This is a genomic window from Streptomyces avidinii, assembly GCF_045161815.1.
Classification (GTDB): Bacteria; Actinomycetota; Actinomycetes; order Streptomycetales; family Streptomycetaceae; genus Streptomyces; species Streptomyces avidinii.
In genome coordinates this window covers 6,434,669-6,454,817 of the sequence record NZ_CP108863.1, presented here as the reverse complement: position 1 = coordinate 6,454,817, position 20,149 = coordinate 6,434,669, and the positions used below count along the sequence as shown (strand labels likewise).

Annotated in this window: 18 protein-coding genes; 3 read left to right on the top strand and 15 right to left on the bottom strand. The window is 71.7% G+C overall.

Annotation, left to right across the window (positions count from 1 at the left end):
- Positions 1–128: 128 nt before the first annotated feature.
- A complete protein-coding gene (gene pgl / locus OG373_RS29085) occupies positions 129–911 on the top strand; it encodes a 6-phosphogluconolactonase (protein ID WP_052874934.1) in 783 nt (260 codons plus the stop codon).
- A gap of 72 nt (positions 912–983) precedes the next feature.
- Here pgl and pgi read toward each other — a convergent pair whose 3' ends face one another.
- The 13 genes from pgi to OG373_RS29020 all read right to left on the bottom strand — a co-directional run bounded on the left by pgi (position 984) and on the right by OG373_RS29020 (position 16,799).
- Complete coding sequence (gene pgi / locus OG373_RS29080; RefSeq protein WP_405441271.1) at positions 984–2,690, bottom strand: glucose-6-phosphate isomerase; 1,707 nt, start codon at positions 2,688–2,690, stop codon at positions 984–986.
- Positions 2,691–2,853: 163 nt separating this feature from the next.
- The gene (locus OG373_RS29075; protein ID WP_010352468.1) at positions 2,854–3,189 is read right to left on the bottom strand and encodes an RNA polymerase-binding protein RbpA; all 336 of its coding nucleotides are present in this window, start codon (positions 3,187–3,189) and stop codon (positions 2,854–2,856) included.
- 181 nt (positions 3,190–3,370) lie between these two features.
- Positions 3,371–3,601, bottom strand: a complete 231-nt coding sequence (secG, locus tag OG373_RS29070; protein WP_189973883.1) for a preprotein translocase subunit SecG — start codon at positions 3,599–3,601, stop codon at positions 3,371–3,373.
- Positions 3,602–3,730: 129 nt separating this feature from the next.
- Positions 3,731–4,507, bottom strand: a complete 777-nt coding sequence (gene tpiA, locus OG373_RS29065) for a triose-phosphate isomerase (protein WP_405441269.1) — start codon at positions 4,505–4,507, stop codon at positions 3,731–3,733.
- Positions 4,508–4,513: 6 nt separating this feature from the next.
- Positions 4,514–5,728 carry a phosphoglycerate kinase gene (locus tag OG373_RS29060; RefSeq protein ID WP_405441267.1) on the bottom strand — a complete coding sequence of 405 codons (1,215 nt, stop codon included), beginning with the start codon at positions 5,726–5,728 and terminating at the stop codon, positions 4,514–4,516.
- Positions 5,729–5,859: 131 nt separating this feature from the next.
- On the bottom strand, positions 5,860–6,867 hold the full coding sequence (gene gap / locus OG373_RS29055) for a type I glyceraldehyde-3-phosphate dehydrogenase (protein WP_030009077.1): 1,008 nt from the start codon (positions 6,865–6,867) through the stop codon (positions 5,860–5,862).
- Positions 6,868–7,075: 208 nt separating this feature from the next.
- Positions 7,076–10,036, bottom strand: coding sequence for a M14 family zinc carboxypeptidase (locus tag OG373_RS29050; protein WP_405441265.1), 2,961 nt, complete (start codon positions 10,034–10,036; stop codon positions 7,076–7,078).
- A gap of 152 nt (positions 10,037–10,188) precedes the next feature.
- Positions 10,189–11,184, bottom strand: a complete 996-nt coding sequence (gene whiA / locus OG373_RS29045; RefSeq protein WP_030009075.1) for a DNA-binding protein WhiA — start codon at positions 11,182–11,184, stop codon at positions 10,189–10,191.
- Complete coding sequence (gene yvcK / locus OG373_RS29040) at positions 11,175–12,239, bottom strand: uridine diphosphate-N-acetylglucosamine-binding protein YvcK (protein WP_405441263.1); 1,065 nt, start codon at positions 12,237–12,239, stop codon at positions 11,175–11,177. The genes whiA and yvcK overlap by 10 nt, the downstream gene beginning before the upstream one ends.
- On the bottom strand, positions 12,236–13,183 hold the full coding sequence (rapZ, locus tag OG373_RS29035) for an RNase adapter RapZ (protein WP_030720410.1): 948 nt from the start codon (positions 13,181–13,183) through the stop codon (positions 12,236–12,238). Before rapZ ends, yvcK begins: the two co-directional genes overlap by 4 nt.
- On the bottom strand, positions 13,180–15,195 hold the full coding sequence (uvrC, locus tag OG373_RS29030) for an excinuclease ABC subunit UvrC (protein ID WP_397735263.1): 2,016 nt from the start codon (positions 15,193–15,195) through the stop codon (positions 13,180–13,182). Before uvrC ends, rapZ begins: the two co-directional genes overlap by 4 nt.
- Before the next feature lie 204 nt (positions 15,196–15,399).
- On the bottom strand, positions 15,400–16,185 hold the full coding sequence (locus OG373_RS29025; protein ID WP_405444241.1) for a hypothetical protein: 786 nt from the start codon (positions 16,183–16,185) through the stop codon (positions 15,400–15,402).
- Between the two features lie 5 nt (positions 16,186–16,190).
- On the bottom strand, positions 16,191–16,799 hold the full coding sequence (locus OG373_RS29020; RefSeq protein ID WP_405441262.1) for a papain-like cysteine protease family protein: 609 nt from the start codon (positions 16,797–16,799) through the stop codon (positions 16,191–16,193).
- 229 nt (positions 16,800–17,028) lie between these two features.
- Between OG373_RS29020 and OG373_RS29015 the strand changes: the two genes are divergently transcribed.
- The gene (locus OG373_RS29015; RefSeq protein ID WP_405441261.1) at positions 17,029–17,961 is read left to right on the top strand and encodes a hypothetical protein; all 933 of its coding nucleotides are present in this window, start codon (positions 17,029–17,031) and stop codon (positions 17,959–17,961) included.
- A gap of 21 nt (positions 17,962–17,982) precedes the next feature.
- On the opposite strand, the gene OG373_RS29010 is transcribed toward OG373_RS29015, so the two are convergent.
- A complete protein-coding gene (locus tag OG373_RS29010) occupies positions 17,983–18,414 on the bottom strand; it encodes a Rieske (2Fe-2S) protein (protein WP_405441260.1) in 432 nt (143 codons plus the stop codon).
- 138 nt (positions 18,415–18,552) lie between these two features.
- Here OG373_RS29010 and OG373_RS29005 point away from each other — a divergent pair, with 138 nt between their 5' ends.
- Positions 18,553–19,437 carry a carbohydrate kinase gene (locus OG373_RS29005; RefSeq protein ID WP_405441259.1) on the top strand — a complete coding sequence of 295 codons (885 nt, stop codon included), beginning with the start codon at positions 18,553–18,555 and terminating at the stop codon, positions 19,435–19,437.
- On the opposite strand, the gene OG373_RS29000 is transcribed toward OG373_RS29005, so the two are convergent.
- Positions 19,427–19,945 (bottom strand): TetR/AcrR family transcriptional regulator C-terminal domain-containing protein, encoded by a 519-nt coding sequence (locus OG373_RS29000; RefSeq protein ID WP_405441258.1) that lies wholly within the window; start codon positions 19,943–19,945, stop codon positions 19,427–19,429. The two genes, OG373_RS29005 and OG373_RS29000, sit on opposite strands and share 11 nt — an antisense overlap.
- Positions 19,946–20,149 lie beyond the last annotated feature (204 nt).

Here is a 20,149-nt window from a genome sequence, read left to right as displayed (position 1 = left end):
GAATCTTTCAGCCCGTCCGGCGATTGAGGACCGGGTCCGGGCCGAGCCCGGTTTCGGGAAGGGGCGGGGCGGGGGAGGCCCCGCGCGGCGGAACCACTTCACGACGAAGAAGGCGGCAGCACATGGGTATGACGACTCCGCAGGTCGTCGTCCACCGGGACAAGGAGCTGATGGCCCAGGCCACCGCGGCCCGGCTCATCACGAAGATCGTGGACGCGCAGGCGGCCCGCGGCTCCGCGTCCGTCGTCCTCACCGGCGGACGCAACGGCAACGGCCTGCTCGCCGCACTGGCCGCCGCCCCGGCACGGGACGCCGTCGACTGGGCCCGGCTGGACCTGTGGTGGGGCGACGAGCGGTACGTCCCCGCCGACGACCCCGAGCGCAACCACACCCAGGCCCGCGAGGCCCTCCTGGACGCGGTCCCCGTGGACCCCGCCCGGGTGCACGTGATGCCCGCCTCGGACGGCCCGTACGGGGCGGACGTGGACGCCGCGGCAGCCTCCTACGCGGCCGAGCTCGCCAAGGCGGCCGGCCCCGAGGACCACGGCCCGGTCCCCACCTTCGACGTGCTGATGCTGGGCGTCGGCCCGGACACGCACGTGGCCTCGCTGTTCCCGGAGCACCCGGCGGCCCGCGAGACCGAGCGCACGGTGGTCGGCGTCCACGGCGCCCCGAAGCCCCCGCCCACCCGGATCTCGCTCACCCTCCCGGCGATCCGGGCGGCGCGTGAGGTCTGGCTGCTGGCCGCGGGCGAGGACAAGGCCGGGGCGGTATCCCTGGCCCTGGGCGGCGCGGGCCAGGTCCAGGCCCCGGCCGCGGCGGCGTACGGCCGCTCCCGCACCCTGTGGCTCCTGGACCGCGCGGCGGCGGCCAAGCTCCCGACCGGGATGTACCCGCCGGCCTCCTCCTGACGACGTCAGACGTCAGACGCTGAAGGGCCCGCCTCCCCACACCGGGGGGGGCGGGCCCTTCGCGCATCCGGGTCAGCTGCGCCCGCGCAGCTTCCGGTACGTGGCCACGAGGGCCTTCGTCGAAGCGTCCAGACCGGGCACGTCCGCACCCTCGCTCAGCGCGGGCTCGACGCGCTTGGCGAGCACCTTGCCGAGCTCGACGCCCCACTGGTCGAAGGAGTCGATGTTCCACACCGCGCCCTGGACGAACACCTTGTGCTCGTAGAGCGCGATCAGCTGGCCCAGCACCGCCGGGGAGAGCTCGGTGGCCAGGACCGTGGTCGTCGGGTGGTTCCCGTGGAAGGTCTTGTGCGGGACCAGCGACTCGGGGGCTCCCTCGGCGCGCACCTCGTCCGCCGTCTTGCCGAAGGCCAGCGCCTGGGTCTGCGCGAAGAAGTTCGCCATCAGCAGGTCGTGCTGGGCCGCCGTGGCCGCCTCCAGCTCCGCCACCGGCCGGGCGAAGCCGATGAAGTCCGCGGGGATCACCCGCGTGCCCTGGTGGATCAGCTGGTAGTAGGCGTGCTGCCCGTTGGTGCCGGGCGTGCCCCAGACCACCGGGCCCGTCTGCCAGTCCACCGGATTGCCGTCGCGGTCCACGGACTTGCCGTTGGACTCCATGTCGAGCTGCTGCAAGTACGCGGTGAAGCGCGAGAGGTAGTGGCTGTACGGGAGCACCGCGTGCGACTGGGCGTCGAAGAAGGCGATGTACCAGATCCCCAACAGGCCCATCAGCAGCGGGGCGTTCTCGTGGGCGGGCGCCGTGCGGAAGTGCTCGTCCATGGCGTGGAAGCCGCCGAGCATCTCCCGGAAGGCGGCCGGGCCGATCGCGATCATCAGGGAGAGGCCGATGGCCGAGTCGAAGGAGTAGCGTCCACCGACCCAGTCCCAGAACTCGAACATGTTGGCCGGATCGATGCCGAAGTCGGTGACCTTCTCGGCGTTGGTCGACAGGGCCACGAAGTGCCGTGCCACGGCGGCCTGGTCGCCGCCCAGCCCCGCGAGCAGCCAGCCGCGCGCCGAGGTGGCGTTGGTGATGGTCTCGATGGTGGTGAAGGTCTTGGAGGCGATGATGAACAGCGTCTCGGCCGGGTCCAGGTCCCGCACGGCCTCGTGCAGGTCCGCGCCGTCGACGTTGGAGACGAAGCGCACCGTCAGATCCCGGTCGGCGAAGGCACGCAGGGCCTCGTACGCCATGGCCGGGCCCAGGTCGGAGCCGCCGATACCGATGTTGACGACGTTCTTGATGCGCTTGCCGGTGAAGCCGGTCCACGCCGCCGACCTGACCCGGTCGGCGAAGGCCGCCATCTTGTCGAGGACGGTGTGCACGCCGGGGACGACGTTCTCGCCGTCGACCTCGACGACCGCGTCGGCCGGTGCGCGCAGGGCGGTGTGCAGCACCGCCCGGTCCTCGGTCGTGTTGATCTTCTCGCCGCGGAACATCGCCTCGCGCAGCTCGGCCACGCCGGTGGCCTCGGCCAGCTCGCGGAGCAGCGCGAGCGTCTCGTCGGTGACGAGGTGCTTCGAGTAGTCGATGTGCAGGTCACCGACCTGCAGGGTGTAGCCGGAGCCGCGGCCGGGGTTCTCCTCGAACAGCTCCCGCAGATGCGTCTGCCCGAACTCCTCCCGGTGCTTGCCGAGTGCCAGCCACTCCGGCATCCGGTTCAGCTTCGTACGTCCCTCCCGTCGCCCACCACCACCCTCGCTTGACGCGCTTCGCGCGGCGGCCTGATTTGCATTCATCTCGGACATCAACCCACTTCTTCCGTCCTGTCGTGCCCCGCCGTCCTCCAACTTAAGGGATCACAAGCGGCAGAACGCACACAAAGAGGCCCGGTGCCACAGGAGAAGTTCCTGTGGCACCGGGCCTGGTGTCACGTGCTTCGGGCCGTCGCTCCGGGCCGTCTCAGATCTCGCCGCGGAGCTTGGCGAGCGCCTCGGCGAGGATCGCCTCGCCGTCGGCGTCCGAGCGCCGCTCCCGTACGTACGCCAGGTGCGTCTTGTACGGTTCGGTGCGCGGCGGGGCGGGCGGGTTGTCCCGGTCCTGGCCGGCCGGGAACCCGCAGCGCGGGCAGTCCCAGGTGTCCGGCACCTGCGCGTCGCTGGCGAAGCTCGGCTGCGTCTCGTGCCCGTTCGAGCACCAGAAGGAGATGCGCAGGCGGGGCGCGGACTCGCCGCGCTCTGCCTCACCCATCGGCCCCGCTCCGACCCGGCTACCACGGATCGCGTTGCCACTTGCCACGGTCGTAACTCCCTGCGTGATGGTGCCGCGGAGTGTGAGTGGATTTCTGCCGCGGAGCGCCCAAGTCTACGTAAGGCCCAACGCACGTCCAGTGAGCGGAGTTACTGATTCCACGCCATGAACGCCGACCCTCATAGTAGGCCGGGTGGTGCCGACCGGACTGCCGGAATGGCCAGAACGGTCAGCTGCTCGCCTTCATCAGCAGGCCGAGCGCGACGATGCACGCGAACCACAGCAGACCCACGACCACGGTGATGCGGTCCAGGTTGCGCTCCGCGACGGAGGAACCGCCGACCGACGACTGCATACCGCCGCCGAACATGTCGGAGAGGCCGCCGCCCTTGCCCTTGTGCATCAGCACGAGCAGCATCAGCAGGGCGCTGAAGACGATCAGGGCGATCGAGAACCCCATAATCACGGCTGATTCCTACTTTCTGGCTTTTCGGGCTTTCCGGCTTTGCGAGATGTGCGCGGGGGCCAGTGGCTGATGGTTCAGCCCCTGGCCCCCGCAAGGGTACGACGGATCCGCCCTACCGCATACTCACTGGTCGCGGAAGCGGACGATCTTGACGAACTCGTCCGCGTCCAGTGCCGCGCCGCCGATCAGGGCGCCGTCGACGTCGGGCTGGGCCATGATCGCCGCGATGTTCCCGGACTTCACGGAGCCGCCGTACTGGATGCGGACCTTGTCGGCCAGCTCCTGCGAGTACAGCTCGGCGAGACGGCCGCGGATCGCCCCGCAGACCTCCTGGGCGTCGTCGGGGGTGGCGACCTCGCCGGTCCCGATGGCCCAGACGGGCTCGTAGGCGATCACGATGGACTCGACCTGCTCGGCCGGTACGCCTTCCAGGCCACCGTCCAGCTGGCTCAGGGTGTGGGCGACCTGCCGGCCGGCCTTGCGGACGTCCAGGCCCTCGCCGACGCACAGGATCGGGGTGATCCCGTGCCGGTAGGCGGCCTTGACCTTGGCGTTGCAGATCTCGTCGGTCTCGCCGTGGTACTGGCGGCGCTCGCTGTGGCCGACGGCCACGAACGTGCACTTCAGCTTCGACAGCATCGGGCCGGAGATCTCACCGGTGTAGGCGCCGGAGTCGTGCGCGGAGATGTCCTGGGCGCCGTATTTGATCTTCAGCTTGTCGCCGTCGACCAGGGTCTGGACGGAGCGCAGGTCGACGAAGGGCGGCAGGACCGCGACCTCGACGGCGTCGTAGTCCTTGTCGGCGAGGGCGAAGGCGAGCTTCTGGACGTGGGCGATGGCCTCGAGGTGGTTGAGGTTCATCTTCCAGTTGCCCGCCATGAGCGGGGTGCGCGTGGTCATACGGGTTCAGCCCTCCAGGGCGGCGAGGCCGGGGAGCGTCTTGCCCTCGAGGTATTCGAGGGAGGCGCCGCCACCGGTCGAGATGTGGCCGAAAGCATTCTCGTCGAAGCCCAGGATGCGGACCGCGGCGGCACTGTCGCCACCGCCGACGACGGTGAAGGCACTGCTGTCGAGCAGGCCCCGGGCGACGGCCTTGGTGCCGCCGGCGTAGTCGGGGTGCTCGAAGACGCCCACCGGACCGTTCCAGAAGACGGTCTTCGCGTCGGCGATCTTCGACGCGTACAGCTCGCGCGTCCTGGGGCCGATGTCCAGACCTTCCTTGTCGGCGGGGATCTTGTCCGCGTCGACGATCTCGAAGGCGGCCGGGGCCTTGGTCTTCAGGTCCGGGAACTCCGAGGAGACCAGCACGTCGACCGGGAGGACCAGCTCGACGCCGGTGTCCTCGGCGCGCTGCATGTACTCCTTGACCACCTCCACCTGGTCCTTCTGGAGCAGGGAGATGCCGACCTCGTAGCCCTTGGCGTAGAGGAAGGTGTAGGCCATGCCGCCGCCGATGAGGATGCGGTCGGCCTTGCCGAGCAGCTGGTCGATGACGGCGAGCTTGTCGGAGACCTTGGCGCCGCCGAGGACCACCACGTACGGGCGCTCGACCTCGGCGGTCAGCTTCTTCAGGACGCCGACCTCGGTGGCGATGAGGTAGCCGGCCGCGTGCGGGAGGCGGGCGGGCAGGTCGAAGACCGAGGCGTGCCCCCGGTGCACGGCGCCGAAGCCGTCGCCCACGTAGACGTCGGCGAGCTCGGCGAGCCGGTCCGCGAAGGCGGCGCGCTCGGCGTCGTCCTTGGAGGTCTCACCGGCGTTGAAGCGCAGGTTCTCGAGGACGGCGACCTGGCCGTCGGTGAGGGCCGCGACGGTCTCCTTGGCGGAGGCGCCGACGGTGTCGGTGGCGAACGCGACGTCCGCACCGAGGAGTTCGCCGAGGCGGGTGGCGGCCGGGGCGAGCGAGAACGCCGGCTCCACGCCGGTGCCCTTCGGGCGGCCCAGGTGCGAGGCCACGATGACGCGGGCGCCGGCTTCGGCGAGCTTCGCGATCGTGGGCTGGACGGCGCGGATGCGGCCGTCGTCGGTGATGGTGCCGCCGTCCAGCGGGACGTTCAGGTCCGCGCGGACGAAGACCCGCTTGCCCTTGACGCCCTCGGCGAGCAGTTCATCGATCGTCTTCATGTATTTCTACTCCTTTAGCCTTCACTCGAAGGGCGAGGAAGGAAATAACGAGGCAAGCAACAGGGCCCGTGCGGCGCTTCGTTGCGCTGCTCGGACCCTGTGCTCACATCGTGGTGCCTTGCCCTACGTTCTTAGAGCTGACCGCCGACGAAGACGGTGAGGTCGACGAGACGGTTGGAGTAGCCCCACTCGTTGTCGTACCAGCCGACGACCTTGACCTGCGTACCGTCCTGAACCATGGTCAGGGAGGAGTCGAAGGTGCAGGACGCGGGCCAGTTCACGATGTCGGAGGAGACGATCGCGTCCTCGGTGTAGTCGAGGATGCCCTTGAGCTGCCCCTCCGAGGCCTTCTGGAAGGCCGCGTTGATCTCTTCCACCGTGGTCTCGCGGGAGAGCTCCAGGACCAGGTCGGTGACCGATCCGGTCGGGACCGGCACGCGCATGGCGATGCCGTCCAGCTTGCCCTTGAGCTGCGGGAGGACCAGCGCGGTGGCCTTGGCGGCACCGGTGGAGGTCGGGATGATGTTCTCGGCGGCGGCGCGGGCGCGACGCAGGTCCGAGTGCGGGAAGTCCAGGATGCGCTGGTCGTTCGTGTACGCGTGGACCGTCGTCATCATGCCCTTGACGATGCCGAAGTTCTCGTCGAGGACCTTGGCCATCGGCGCCACGCAGTTGGTGGTGCAGGAGGCGTTGGAGATGACGTGGTGGTTGGCCGCGTCGTACTTGTCGTGGTTGACGCCCATCACGATGGTGATGTCCTCGTCCTTGGCCGGAGCCGAGATGAGGACCTTCTTCGCGCCCGCGGCGATGTGCTTGGCGGCGTCGGCCTTCTTGGTGAAGATGCCGGTCGACTCGATGACGATGTCGGCGCCCAGCTCACCCCAGGGGAGGTTGGCGGGGTCACGCTCGGCGAAGGTCTTGAAGGTCTGGCCGCCGACGGTGATGCTGTCGTCGGTGTGGGAGACCTCGGCCTTGAGTCGGCCCAGGATGGTGTCGTACTTGAGCAGATGCACCAGGGTCGCGTTGTCAGTCAGGTCGTTGACACCGACGATCTCGATGTCCGCTCCCTGCTCCAGGAGCGCCCGGAAATAGTTACGGCCAATTCGACCAAAACCGTTGATGCCTACGCGGATCGTCACGAACCGATCTCCTCGTTGGTGCGCCGGTAAGAGCGCCGGCGAGCTGTATGGGATGTCCCCGACCGCTTACGACCCTACCTCTCCGTGAGCTTTTGGGTGACATCGGTCGGGGCCTGACACGCCCCGGGGTCCCGTTCCGGACGCGGTGGAACGGGACCTCGGGACCTGAGCCCCGGTCACTCAGGGTGAATGAGGACCGGGGCTCTGATCAGCGGTGCAGCGAACGAAGTGCCTTACCGACGAGTAGGGCTCGGTCCGCCGCCGTCGGCATGTGCTCCAGGCCGAAGCCCAGCAGCACGGTGTCACGCGTGGTGACCGCCGCATAGGACTTGAACAGTTCCCCGGTCCGGGACCAGTCGCCCGGAACCTCGGGGCTTCCGGCAGGCGCGGCCTGCGCCGTCCACGCGCCGAGGGAGCTCTCGAATCCCTCGACGTCCCGGTCCGCGCCGTTGACGGACAGGCGCGCCTCGTCCGCGAAGACGCCGCGGCCGCCCGAGCCCGGGTCGGTGATGTAGGAGAGCGAGAGTTCGACGCTCCGGCCCGCGTAGGCGCTCAGGTCGAAGGAGACCTGCTTCCAGCCGCCGGAGGAACCGGTGAAGCTGTTCCACTGGCCGCTGGTGCCCTGCGGGGTGCAGCCGCCCGCGTCGAGCGTGAGGTAGCGGCGCAGGAACGGGTGGCCGTTCATGAAGAACCCGGCCGCGCACTCCTCCGGGACGGTGTTGCCGGTCAGGCCGCCCGCCTCCGGCAGCGTGGTCCAGTCGTCGCCGCCGGCGGTCCGGGCCTCCAGGGCCGCGTGGTCGTAGCCCTCCTCGGTGTTCCAGTTGAGGGCCAGTTTGAGCTTCGGCTGGTCGGCCGCGGTGACACCGGTGAGGTCGATCGTACGGACGAGGCGCTTCCAGTCGTCGTCGGCGTGCAGGGCCGAGGCCATGCCGGAGCCGGCGTAGGGCGCGTACGGGTTCACGACCCCGGTGAAGGCTCCCCCCTGGGCGCTCCTGAACTGCGGGAACGCGGCGGGCGCCAGGGTGTCGGAGGTGATGGTGTACCCGCCGGGGGCGTTGAGCGGATTGCCCGCGGCGTCGCCCACGTTGCCCCGCGCCCCGTTCAGGGCGCCGGCGCCGGCGAAGCCGGTGGCTCCGGGCGTGCTCGTACGGCCGTAGGCGCCGAGCCAGTACTGGCTGAAGTCGTTGGTCACGGCGCGGCCGACCTGGGCGTTGCCGCCGGCGAGCTCACCGGCCTCGATCAGCCTGCCGCCCTCGTTCAGGAAGTCGCGCACGGCCAACTGGGTGTCGCCGCCGGGGGTCTTGGCCCCGGTGTAGTGGACGACCGTACCGAAGTGGGAGAGGACGCCGAGGTGGTCCGGGACACCCTGGACGGCGACGTCCCAGACCGCCGCGGACCTGCCGTTCGCGCGCAGGGCGTCGACGTAGGTCTGGGCGTGCTGGGCCTTGGCCCCCTCTTCCGCGATCACCAGGACGTCCGCGCGCGGCCGCTCGGCCACCGTGTACGTGAAGTGCTCGCTGGAGACCTGCTTGCCGGAGCGGTCGCGGCCGGTGAACCAGACCTCGACCTTGTCCCCGGGCTTCGCGCCGTCGACCTCGGCGCGGTACTCGTCGAACCAGTTGTTGTCGTCTCCGCCGTAGACCTCGCCGCCCTTCCAGGGCTTCAGGTCCTCGTCGTGCGTGCGGCCGCCGTTGATGCGGAAGTTGAGTTCCTTGTCCTTCAGCGCCTTGCGGGCCGTGACGGAGACCGCCTGGTCCTCGCCGCGGGCGGCGTAGGAGGTGGCGAAGGCGTCCACCGTGAAGTCCGCGGCGCTCAGGCCCACCGACGACGCCGGACGGTCCGGATTCGCGGCGCTCTCGCCGACCGACAGCGCGAAGGGGACGTTCTTGGCGAACTCGGCCTGGATGAGCTTCTCGTCGTCCGGGAAGTTGAAGCCGGAGGCGCAGTCCTCGGGCTTCCACTGGTCGTTCGGGTCGCTCGCCGAGGCGGTCTGGCAGGTGGTCATCTCCGGCGTGAACATCATGATGCCGTTGACATTGGCGCCGTGGCCGTCGGCCTCGCCGTTGGTGGTGTAGAGCTCGGAGGAGACCTGCGGGTAGTAGCCGGGGACGGCCGGGTTCTCCGGGGTGCCGGCGAGCGCCTTGTAGGCGACGTCGTCGGGGGTGGGGGTGGCCACCTGCCAGCCCACGCCGTAGAGGATCAGCTCGGCCGCGGAGTGGTAGTTGACGGCGTACTCGAAGCCGATGCGCTTCTCGAAGCGGTCGAGGGCGACGGTCTCGGGCTCGGAGGAGGCGCTCGGGCCGCGGTAGGTCTCGCTCGCCCGGTTCGGCGAGGAGCCCTCGTTGTCGTAACCCCACTTGAAGGCGAAGTTCCGGTTGAGGTCGACCCCGTCGCCGGGACCGGTCTTCCCGTTGCCGTCGTTGTCGCGCAGGTTCTTGCGCCACAGCCGCTGGCCGTCGGCCGCGTGCGTGTAGTCGTACCCGTCGGGATTGGCGGAAAGCAGGAACCACAGCTCGCTGGTGTCCACCAGCTTGGTGATCCGCTGGTCCTTGCCGTAGTTGTCGAGCGTGTGGTGCATCAGCCGCCGGGTCATCTCGGGGGTGATCCACTCACGGGCGTGCTGGTTGGACATGTAGAGCACGGCCGGCTTGTCGCCGTCCCTGGTCCTCCCGGCGTTCTTGCTGACCTTGAGGGCGAGGATCTCCTTGCCCTGGACGGTCTTGCCGATGGAGACGACCTTGGTGAGTCCCGGGTTCTCCTGCGCGGTCCGCAGGATCTCCTCCTGGAGGCCGCCCTTGCCGCTGTACGGGCGGAACACCCCGTCGCCGGCCGCCTTGGCGCGGGCCAGGCCCTGGGCGGGCACCTTGCGCTCGCTCAGCTTGACGCCCTGGGCGGCCAGTTCCTCGGCCTGGGCGCCGCTGAGGAACAGCTCGACCCGGGCCGTCCCGGTCTCCGGGGCCCGCTCGGAGAGCTCGTGCGCGTCCTGTCCCGCGGCGAGGACGAGCGGGACCTGTTCCCGGGTGATGTCGGCGTCGTAGACCCGTACCTCGTCGGCGCCGGATGCGGCGCCGGGTCCCGGCTGGGCCTGTGCCGCGGCGGGCAGCACGGCGAGTGTGGTTCCGAAGACGAGTGCGCTTGCGGCGAGGATCGATCTCGCGCGGTGACTCATGTGCCCCCCTGGGCGTCGTCTGCCACGAAAGCGTTCGGACGCCAGACTCAAGACCGGCCCATGCTCATGTCAATGGGGCGTGCGGCAAAGGGGCCCGCACGAGTGATCGCGCGGGCCCCTTCGGCCGAATCCGGAAACCGCTGCCGATTCGGCTAGCCGGCCATGTTGTCGGCCATCTCCTCGCTGAGGTCGAGGTTCGACTCGGTGCCCGGGATGCCGAGGTCCTGGGCCCGCTTGTCGGCCATCGCCAGCAGGCGGCGGATCCGGCCGGCCACCGCGTCCTTGGTCAGCGGCGGGTCGGCGAGCGCGCCCAGCTCCTCCAGGGAGGCCTGCTTGTGCTCCATGCGCAGCCGGCCGGCCGCCGCCAGGTGCTCGGGGACCTCCTCGCCGAGGATCTCCAGCGCGCGCTGGACGCGGGCTCCGGCGGCCACCGCGGCGCGCGCCGAGCGGCGCAGGTTGGCGTCGTCGAAGTTGGCCAGGCGGTTGGCGGTGGCGCGCACCTCGCGCCGCATCCGCCGCTCCTCCCAGGCCAGCACCGACTCGTGCGCGCCGAGCCGGGTCAGCAGGGCTCCGATCGCGTCGCCGTCGCGGACGACGACCCGGTCCACTCCGCGCACCTCGCGCGCCTTCGCGGCGATGGACAGCCTGCGGGCGGCGCCCACCAGGGCCAGGGCGGCCTCCGGGCCGGGGCAGGTGACCTCCAGTGAGGAGGACCGGCCCGGCTCGGTGAGCGAGCCGTGGGCCAGGAAGGCGCCGCGCCAGGCCGCCTCGGCGTCACAGGTGGCCCCGGAGACCACCTGCGGCGGGAGACCCCGGATGGGGCGGCCGCGGCCGTCCACGAGGCCCGTCTGCCGCGCCAGCTGGTCACCGCCGGCCACGACGCGGACCACGTAGCGGCTGCCGCGGCGCAGTCCGCCGGGTGCCATCACCACCAGGTCCGAGGAATGGCCGAAGATCTCCAGGATGTCCTTGCGCAGACGTCTGGCGGCGATCCCGGTGTCCAGCTCCGCCTCGATGACGATGCGGCCGCTCACCAGGTGCAGCCCGCCCGCGAACCGAAGGATCGCCGAGACCTCCGCCTTCCTGCAGCAGGTCCGGGTGACGGGCAGGCGGGAGATCTCATCCTTCACCGCAGGCGTCATCGCCATGGGCCGATCCTTCCATGCATCCGAAAAATACGGTCGTACGCGGCGGCCAGCAGCTCCGGATCGTGCTTCGGAGAACCGTCCTGCCTGGCCACGGGAGCCAGCTCGACCGCGGCACCGAAGCGTTTCGCGGCATCGGCGAGGGACTCGCGGTCGGGCACGGCGGCCTCGTCGGCCAGCACCACGTCCAGGGCGAGTTTAGGGGCGTGTCGGGCCAAAACCTCCAAATGACGCTGCGGAGAGAAGCCCTCTGTTTCGCCGGGTTGCGGCGCGAGGTTCAGCGAGAGGACCCGCCGGGCCTTCGTCTCCATCAGCGCTTCCAGCAGTTCCGGCACCAGCAGGTGCGGAATGACGGAGGAGAACCACGACCCCGGACCGAGCACCACCCAGTCGGCGTCCAGGACCGCGGCGACGGCCTCCGGCACCGCCGGCGGGTCGCTCGGCACCACCTGTACGGAGAGCACCTCGCCCGGGGTCAGCGCCACCGTGGCCTGCCCGCGGACGGTGTCCACGTCCTCGGGACGGGCCGGGTCGTGCCCCCTGACCAGGGCCTGGAGCTCCAGCGGCACCGCCGACATCGGCAGGACGCGGCCCTGGGCCCCGAGCAGCTTGCCGACCAGGTCGAGGGCCTGGACGGGATCGCCGAGCTGTTCCCACAGGGCGACGATCAGCAGGTTGCCGACCGCGTGCCCGTGCAGATCGCCCTCGGACTGGAAGCGGTGCTGGATGACCCGGGCCCAGGTCTGGCCCCAGTCGTCGTCCCCGCACAGCGCGGCCAGCGCCTTGCGCAGGTCGCCGGGCGGGAGCACGCCGAGCTCCTCGCGGAGCCGGCCGCTGGATCCGCCGTCGTCGGCGACGGTGACCACCGCGGTGAGGTCACCGGTGATGCGCCGCAGCGCGGCGAGGGAGGCCGACAGGCCCTGGCCGCCGCCGAGCGCCACCACCTTGGGGGTGGCGCCGCGCCGGCGGCCGGGACGGCCGGAGCGGCCCACGCCGTCCTCGCCCCGTCCCGGGGTGAGGCGGCGCAGGCGGCTCAGCCGCGGGGTCCGAGCGGTCACTCGCGCCCCATGTCCCGGTGGACTACGACGGTCTCGACTCCCTCGGAGGCGAGGCGGGCGGCGAGCTTCTCGGACATGGCCACGCTGCGGTGCTTGCCGCCCGTGCAGCCGACCGCGATGGTCACGTACCGCTTGCCCTCGCGGCGGTAGCCGGTGGCGATGAGCTGGAGCAGCTCGGTGTAGCGGTCGAGGAACTCCTTGGCGCCGGGCTGGCTGAAGACGTACCCCGACACCTCCTCGTTGAGCCCGGTGAAGGGGCGCAGCTCCGGGACCCAGTGCGGGTTGGGGATGAAGCGGCAGTCGACGACCAGGTCGGCGTCGACGGGGAGGCCGTACTTGTAGCCGAAGGACATGACGGTGGCCCGCAGCTCGGGCTCCTCGTCCCCGGCGAACTGGGCGTCCATCTTGGCGCGCAGCTCGTGCACGTTCAGGCTGGAGGTGTCGATCACCAGGTCGGCGTCGCCGCGCAGCTCGCGCAGCAGGTCGCGCTCGGCGGCGATGCCGTCGGTGATGCGCCCGTCGCCCTGGAGCGGGTGCGGGCGGCGGACCGACTCGAAGCGGCGGACCAGCGCGTCGTCGGAGGACTCCAGGAAGACGATGCGGCGGGTGACGCCCTTGCTGTCGAGGTCGGCGAGGGACTCGCGCAGGGCGTCGAAGAACTGGCGGCCGCGGACGTCCACGACGACGGCGATGCGCGCCACGTTGCCCTGGGAGCGGGCACCGAGCTCCACCATGGTCGGGATCAGAGCCGGCGGGAGGTTGTCGACGACGAACCAGCCGAGGTCCTCCAGACACTTGGCTGCCGTACTGCGGCCGGCCCCGGACATACCGGAGATGATCACCAGCTCGGGGATGGCCGCCTCGGCGGTCTCGCCGGGCTCCACTGTCGTGCCCGTACTCACCTGTGCTCCGTCTCGGTCGTGCGTGGTCTCGTGCTCGGTCATTGCTCGGTCCCCCGTTCGGACGATGCTCCCGCTGGCGCGGGGGTCTCATCCTCAATGATCTCTCCTGTGGCCGTGTTGACGGCAGGACCGGCGGGAACCGCCCGGGCGAGGGCCGCAACCACGGTCTCGGCCGTCTTCCGGCCTATGCCCGGGACCTCGCAGATCTGGTCGATTGTCGCCTGTCTCAGCTTCTTCACCGAACCGAAGTGCTTGACCAGGGCCTGCTTGCGACTCTCGCCGAGGCCGGGCACCTCGTCCAGCGGCCCGGATTTCAGGCGCTTGCCGCGCTTGTTGCGCTGGTACTGGATGGCGAAACGGTGGGCTTCGTCACGGACCCGCTGGAGCAGGTAGAGGCCCTCGCTGGTGCGCGGGAGCACGACCGGGTCGTCCTCGCCGGGCAACCAGACCTCCTCCAGCCGCTTGGCCAGGCCGCACACGGCGACGTCGTCGATCCCGAGCTCCTCCAGGGCCCGCTTGGCGGCGGCGACCTGCGGCTGGCCGCCGTCGACCACGACGAGCTGCGGCGGGTACGCGAACCGCTTGGGCTTCCCGTCGTCCTCGGGCGCCTCCCCGGCGGCCTCGGCGTCCTCGGGGTCCCACTCCCCCGTCTTCAGCTTCTCCTGGAGGTAGCGCCGGAAGCGCCGGGACACCACCTCGTGCATGGAGCGGACGTCGTCCTGCCCCTCGAAGGACTTGATCTGGAAGCGCCGGTACTCGCCCTTGCGGGCCAGGCCGTCCTCGAAGACGACCATCGACGCGACGACGTCGTCGCCCTGGAGGTGGGAGATGTCGAAGCACTCGATGCGCAGCGGGGCACTGTCGAGGTCCAGGGCCTCGGCGATCTCCTCCAGGGCCCGGGAACGCGTGGTGAGGTCGCTGGCGCGCTTGGTCTTGTGCAGGGCGAGGGACTGGAGCGCGTTGCGGTGGACGGTCTCCATGAGGGCCTTCTTGTCGCCGCGCTGCGGTATGCGCAGGCTGACCTGGGACCCCCGCCGGTCGGCGAGCCACTGGCTCAGCACCGGCGTGTCCTCGGGGAGCGCCGGGACCAGCACCTCCTTGGGCACGGCCTCGCCCTTCTCCTCGCCGTACAGCTGCTGGAGAGCGTGCTCGACGAGTCCGGCCGTGTCGACGGCCTCGACCTTGTCGGTGACCCAGCCGCGCTGACCGCGGACCCGGCCGCCGCGGACGTGGAAGATCTGCACGGCGGCTTCGAGCTCGTCCTCGGCCACGGCGATCAGGTCGGCGTCGGTGGCGTCGGCGAGCACCACGGCGTTCTTCTCCATCGCCCGGCGCAGCGCCCCGATGTCGTCGCGCAGCCGGGCGGCCCTCTCGTACTCCATGTCCTCGGCCGCCGCGTGCATCTCCTTCTCCAGCCGGGAGAGGTAGGTGCCGGTGCGGCCGGCCATGAAGTCACAGAAATCCTCGGCCAGTTCGCGGTGCTCCTCGGGGGTGACCCGGCCGACGCAGGGGGCGGAGCACTTGCCGATGTAGCCGAGCAGGCAGGGCCGGCCGATCTGGGCGGAGCGCTTGAACACGCCCGCGGAGCAGGTCCGGACCGGGAACACCCGGAGCATCAGGTCGACGGTCTCGCGGATCGCCCAGGCGTGTCCGTAGGGCCCGAAGTAGCGCACGCCCTTCTTCTTGGGCCCCCGCATGACCTGGACCCGCGGGTACTCCTCATTGAGGGTGACGGCGAGGGAGGGGTAGCTCTTGTCGTCCCGGTACTTGACGTTGAACCGGGGGTCGAACTCCTTGATCCACGAGTACTCCAGCTGGAGCGCCTCGACCTCGGTGGACACCACGGTCCACTCGACGGAGGCGGCCGTGGTCACCATGGTGGCGGTACGGGGATGCAGGCCGGCGAGGTCCTGGAAGTAGCTGGCCAGGCGCTGGCGCAGGCTCTTGGCCTTCCCGACGTAGATCACCCGGCGGTGCTCGTCGCGGAACTTGTAGACCCCCGGGGAGTCAGGGATCTGTCCCGGCTCGGGACGGTAGCTGGAAGGGTCGGCCATGCCAACCACCCTACTTGCGCCCACCGACAACAGTCCGTACGCCTCCGGCGCGGTCCGCGGATCCGGGCGCCCCGCTGCGCGTGGCTCCGCGGGCTCTGCCCGGCGAACCAGCCCCGCCGGCGTGTGAGGCGCGGGGGCGCGGGGGCGGAGCCCCCCCGGCCTGCGGGGCCCGACCGCCTGGCGGACGGCCGGGCCCCGCGAGGGCTACGCCCCAGCCACCCGGCGCCGCCGCAGGGCGAGCAGCACACCGGCCCCGCCGAGCACCAGCGCCCCGCCCGCGGCGACCACCGGGACCGGAGTCCCTGCGGCCGGCGCGACGCCCTCCGCGTACCCGCCGGCCTCGCCGGACTCCGCGTAGGAGGACCCGGGCAGCTTGTCCCCGTACGCCCGAGCGACGCGCACGCGGTACGCGGCCAGGTTCGTACCCCCGGCGCCCACGGCCCGCACGGCGTCCTCGTCCAGCGGCAGCACCCTGCTGCCCGCGGTCACGTACCAGGCGTCGATCTGCGGCTCCCGGAACACCGTCCCCCCGGGCAGCTTCTCCGCACCCAGCCGGGCGTAGCGGAACTCGTCGTCGCCGGTGGCGATGTTCACGACCTGCCAGCCGGCCTCCGTACGCGCCGTCCACAGCGCGGCCTGCTGCCCGTCGGAGGAGACGGCCCTGCTGGCGAGGAACTCCAGCCGGGCGACGGACGCGCCCGCTCTGCCCGCGACGAACTCCGGGGACAGGTGGTTGACGGGGATCGCCTCGCCCTCGATCCGGGGCTGCGCGGCCGTGAGGGAGACCTTGCCCTCCCGGGCGAAGAAGCGGGAGAGCGTGGCCAGGGTGTCGGGTGCGGTGGCCGCTCGCCCGGCGGCGGCCCGGTTCTCGGCGGTGGCGGCCCCGGGCTGCGGCACGGGACCCCCGGGAGCCGCGGCCGCGAGCGGGGCGAGGCCGAGGAGGGCGGTGGCGGCGAGGACCGCGGCTGCGGCGGTGGCACGCAGGGTCATGGCGCTCACGCCCCGATCCGGTAGAGCGAGTGGGTCCAGGAGAAGGTGTTGTTGTTGACGTACCAGGCGTGCGAGGCCCAGTTGTAGCGGTCGCTGGAGGGCCAGGGGTCGCCCCAGTAGACCCAGTTGCTCGCGGTGTCGTAGCCGTAGACGACGTGCATGTGACCGCCGCCGTTGGACCACTGGATCCGGGTCTCGATCGGCCGGTCGGCGTTGATCTCGGTCTGGACGGTGGAGTACTGGAGCCAGCCGTTGACGTACGAGCCGGGGTTGATGCCCGCCCAGCGCAGCCCGGTCTGGACGTTGCCGAGGGTGGCCTGGTTGTTGGGGCATTCGCTGCCCTGCTGGCGGTTGAAGGCGGCGTTGCAGAACTGGTTCTGGCTGTAGTTCCGGCCGAACCAGGTGGCGATGGTGTTGCCGCCCGCGGCCCAGCACCAGTTGGTCTTCGTCTGCGCCTGCATGGTGATGTTCAGGCGCTTGGTGGCGAGGGCGGAGTCGGTGCCGGCATCGGCAGCGGCGGCCGTGCCGGTGCCTATGGGCAGGGCGAGCAGCAGGGCGGTGAGCACGGCGGTGAGGGAGGCGGCTGGGGAAAGCCGCCGGTTTCGGTTGCGCATCGCGTTCCTCCCAGTGTGGGGATTGGGGGGTGGAGGAGCGCGTCCGGACGCTGTTCAGGAGCATCAGGGAGTTGTCGCGATCAGGTCAACACGCTTCAATACGCGTTGACATTGCGGTGTGAACGGTGGGGCTGCGGTGTGAACGGTTGCTGTGGTGTCACCTGGTCCCCCGGAGCCGTCGCCGCGATCCCCCGCGCCGGCCCGTGTGAACGTTCACAGAGGAGTCGCCATGCGACCGACCGGCGACACGGCGGAACTCGGCCGGTTGCTGCGCGGCGGCCCCTTCCACCTCGCCCTGCGCGCCGCCCTCGCCGCCCGCGGACTTCCCCTCCACCGGGTCCAGCACCGGCTCGCGGCACAGGGCATCAAGGTCGGTGTCACCAGCCTCAGTTACTGGCAGCAGGGCGCCCGGCGGCCGCGTCACCCCGAGTCGCTGCGGGCGGTCGGCGCCCTGGAGCGGATCCTGGAACTGCCCGACGGCGCCCTCCTGCGTCTGCTGGCCGCGCCCGAGGCCGGCCCCGGGCCCGCCCGACCGCCCACCCGCTCGTACCGGGCCCTGTTCAGCATGGGCGGGACGGTGGAGCGGCTGCTGGACGGTATGGACCTCCCGCCGGACGGCGGGCTGCACTCGGTCGGGCACCACGAGCGGGTCCGCATCGGCGCGGCGGGCGAGCTGCGGGTCCGCGAGTCGCAGCAGATCGTCCGGGCGCACCGGGACGGGGTCGACCGCTACCTGGCCGTCCACCACGGCGACCCCGGCTGCGACGTGTCCCGGATCCGCGTGTCGGCGTACGAGAACTGCCGCACGGGCCGGGTGCGGTGCCACCCGGAGTCGGGGGTGGTGGTCGCGGAGCTGCTCTTCGACGCGCGGCTGCGGCGCGGGGACACCCACGTCTTCGGCTATGTGATCGAGGACGGTACGGGCGCCCGCAGCAGCGAGTACGTGCGCGGGTTCAGCTACGCCGGCGGCCAGTACATGCTCCAGGTCGGCTTCGACGAAGCGGCCCTGCCGGTGCGCTGCCGGCGCTTCGCGCGGGGCGGGCCCGAGGCCCCGCGCACCGGCGTCGTGGACCTCACGCCCAGCGGCCGGCACCGGGCGGTGCACCTGGTGGAGCAGTCGGTGCGGCGCGGGATCCTCGGGATCACCTGGGACTGGGACTGATCTCGCTGTGGCGTTCGCCGGTCAGCCGGCGACGAGGTTGCCGTTCTCGGCCCGGACCGGGACGGCGGGCAGCGGCGCGGAGGCCGGGCCGCGCAGGACCTTGCCGGTGTTCACGTCGAAACGGCTGCCGTGGCAGGGGCAGTTCCCCTCGCCCTCGACGATCTTGTCCAGGACGCAGCCGGCGTGCGTGCACTGGGCGCTGAACGCCTTGTACTGGCCCTCCGCCGGGCAGCTGACGATCAGCTTCTTCTCCCGGTACAGCTTCGCGCCGCCCACCGGGACGTCGGCAGCGGCGCCCAGGTCCACCGGCTCGGTGGGGGTGGCGGGGGTGTTCCCTCCGCTGTTGGTCTCGGTGGAGCAGGCCGCGAGACTCGCTCCCGCGCCCGCGGCCCCGGCGAGCGCGGCGGCGCCCCTGAGGACGGTACGGCGGGCGGGCGACTGCGGCGCGGACATGCGGTTCTCCTGAGCTACGGGGGCGGGGGCGCGAGGGTGCGGTGCGGGTACGGGTACACGGCCCGGCCCGGGCCGGAACCCGACCGGGGCACCGGCCCACCCGACGATACCGCCGTCCCATGAGGTAGCTTCCCCCGCGTGATCGTCGTCGGCGGAGAAGCCCTCATCGACCTGGTGCCCGCGGCACTGCCGCCCGGCGCGCTGTTGCCCCGGCGGGGCGGCGGACCGTACAACACCGCGCTCGCGCTCGGCCGGCTCGGCGCCGAGGTGGCCTTCTGCTCCCGGGTCTCCACGGACGGCTTCGGCGAGAGCCTGCTGGCCGGGCTGCGGGCGGCCGGGGTGGACCTGTCGCTGGTCCAGCGCGGTCCGGAGCCGACCACGCTCGCCGTGCCCTCGCTGGCCCCGGACGGCTCGGCCTCGTACGGCTTCTACGTCGAGGGCACGGCGGACCGGCTGTTCACCCTGCCGCCCGCCCTGCCGGACCGGGCACGGGCCCTCGCGCTCGGCACCTGCTCGCTGGTCCTGGAACCGGGCGCGAGCGCGTACGAGGCCCTGCTGCGCCGGGAGTCCCGGCGCGGGCTGCTCACCCTGCTGGACCCCAACATCCGGCCGGCGCTGATCGCGGACCCGGCGGCGTACCGCACACGGTTCCTGGAGCGGCTGCTGCCGCACACGAGGGTCCTCAAGCTGTCGGAGGAGGACGCGGCCTGGCTGGGCGGCCGGGTCGGGGACTGGCTGGCGGCCGGACCGTCGGCGGTGGTGCTGACCCGGGGTGCGGCGGGCCTGACGGCCTGGACGCGGGAGGGCGCGGAGTACTCGGCGGCGGCCCGCCCGGTGGCGGTGGTGGACACGATCGGCGCGGGCGACACCGTCAACGCCGCCCTGCTGCACCGGCTCGGCGCCGCCGCGCCGGGCGGGCCGGTGGACTGGCAGGAGGTGCTGGCGCACGCCGCCCACGCGGCGGCCCTGACCTGCACCCGGGCGGGCGCGGAACCGCCGTACGCGGCGGAGCTCAGCGGATAGCGGCCCAGACGGTCCGGGCCACGGCCGGAGCGAACTCCTCGACGGGCTGGACCACATGGGCCCCGGAGAAGTGCAGGAAGAAGGCCCGCTGGAAACAGGCCCCGAGCAGCAGGGCCGCGGCGGCCCGCGGATCGGCGTCGGGCCGCAGCCGCCCGGCTTCGAGCTCGCGCCGCAGCCGCCCGGCCAGCGCGTCGAGGACCAGGTGCGGCCCCGCCCCGATCTCCTGGACGCCCTCCCGGTGGCGGGTGAGGAGGGCCGGCTCGGCGAAGAGCGAGGCGGCCATGGGCATGGCGTCGGCGTAGAAGAGCGAGGCGTGCCGGGCGATGCCGGTGAGCCCTTCCTCGACCCCCTCTTCCCCCTCCTCCCCCGGTCCGGCCCGGAGGGCGGCCATGAGCGGGCCGGCGTTGGGCGCGCGGACGTCGCGGACGCCCTCCTGGCCGCCCTGACGGACCCGGCCTGCACCCGCCGAGCGGTGGGCGTCGCCACCTGAGCGCCGCCCCGAACGCACGCGGGAGGGCCCGGCCAGGGGCCGGGCCCTCCCGCCGGCTCGAACGCCGCGCCAGGTCGTCTCTTTCGGATCTTGTCGGTCAGGTCCGCGTTGTCCGGTGCCGTGCCTCGGCGTGCTGCCGGGGCTGCCGTGTACTGGACGTACTCGGTTGCCCCGGCAGTGCGGCGAGGTGCGGTGCCGGGCGTCGCGGGCCCGGCAGGATCC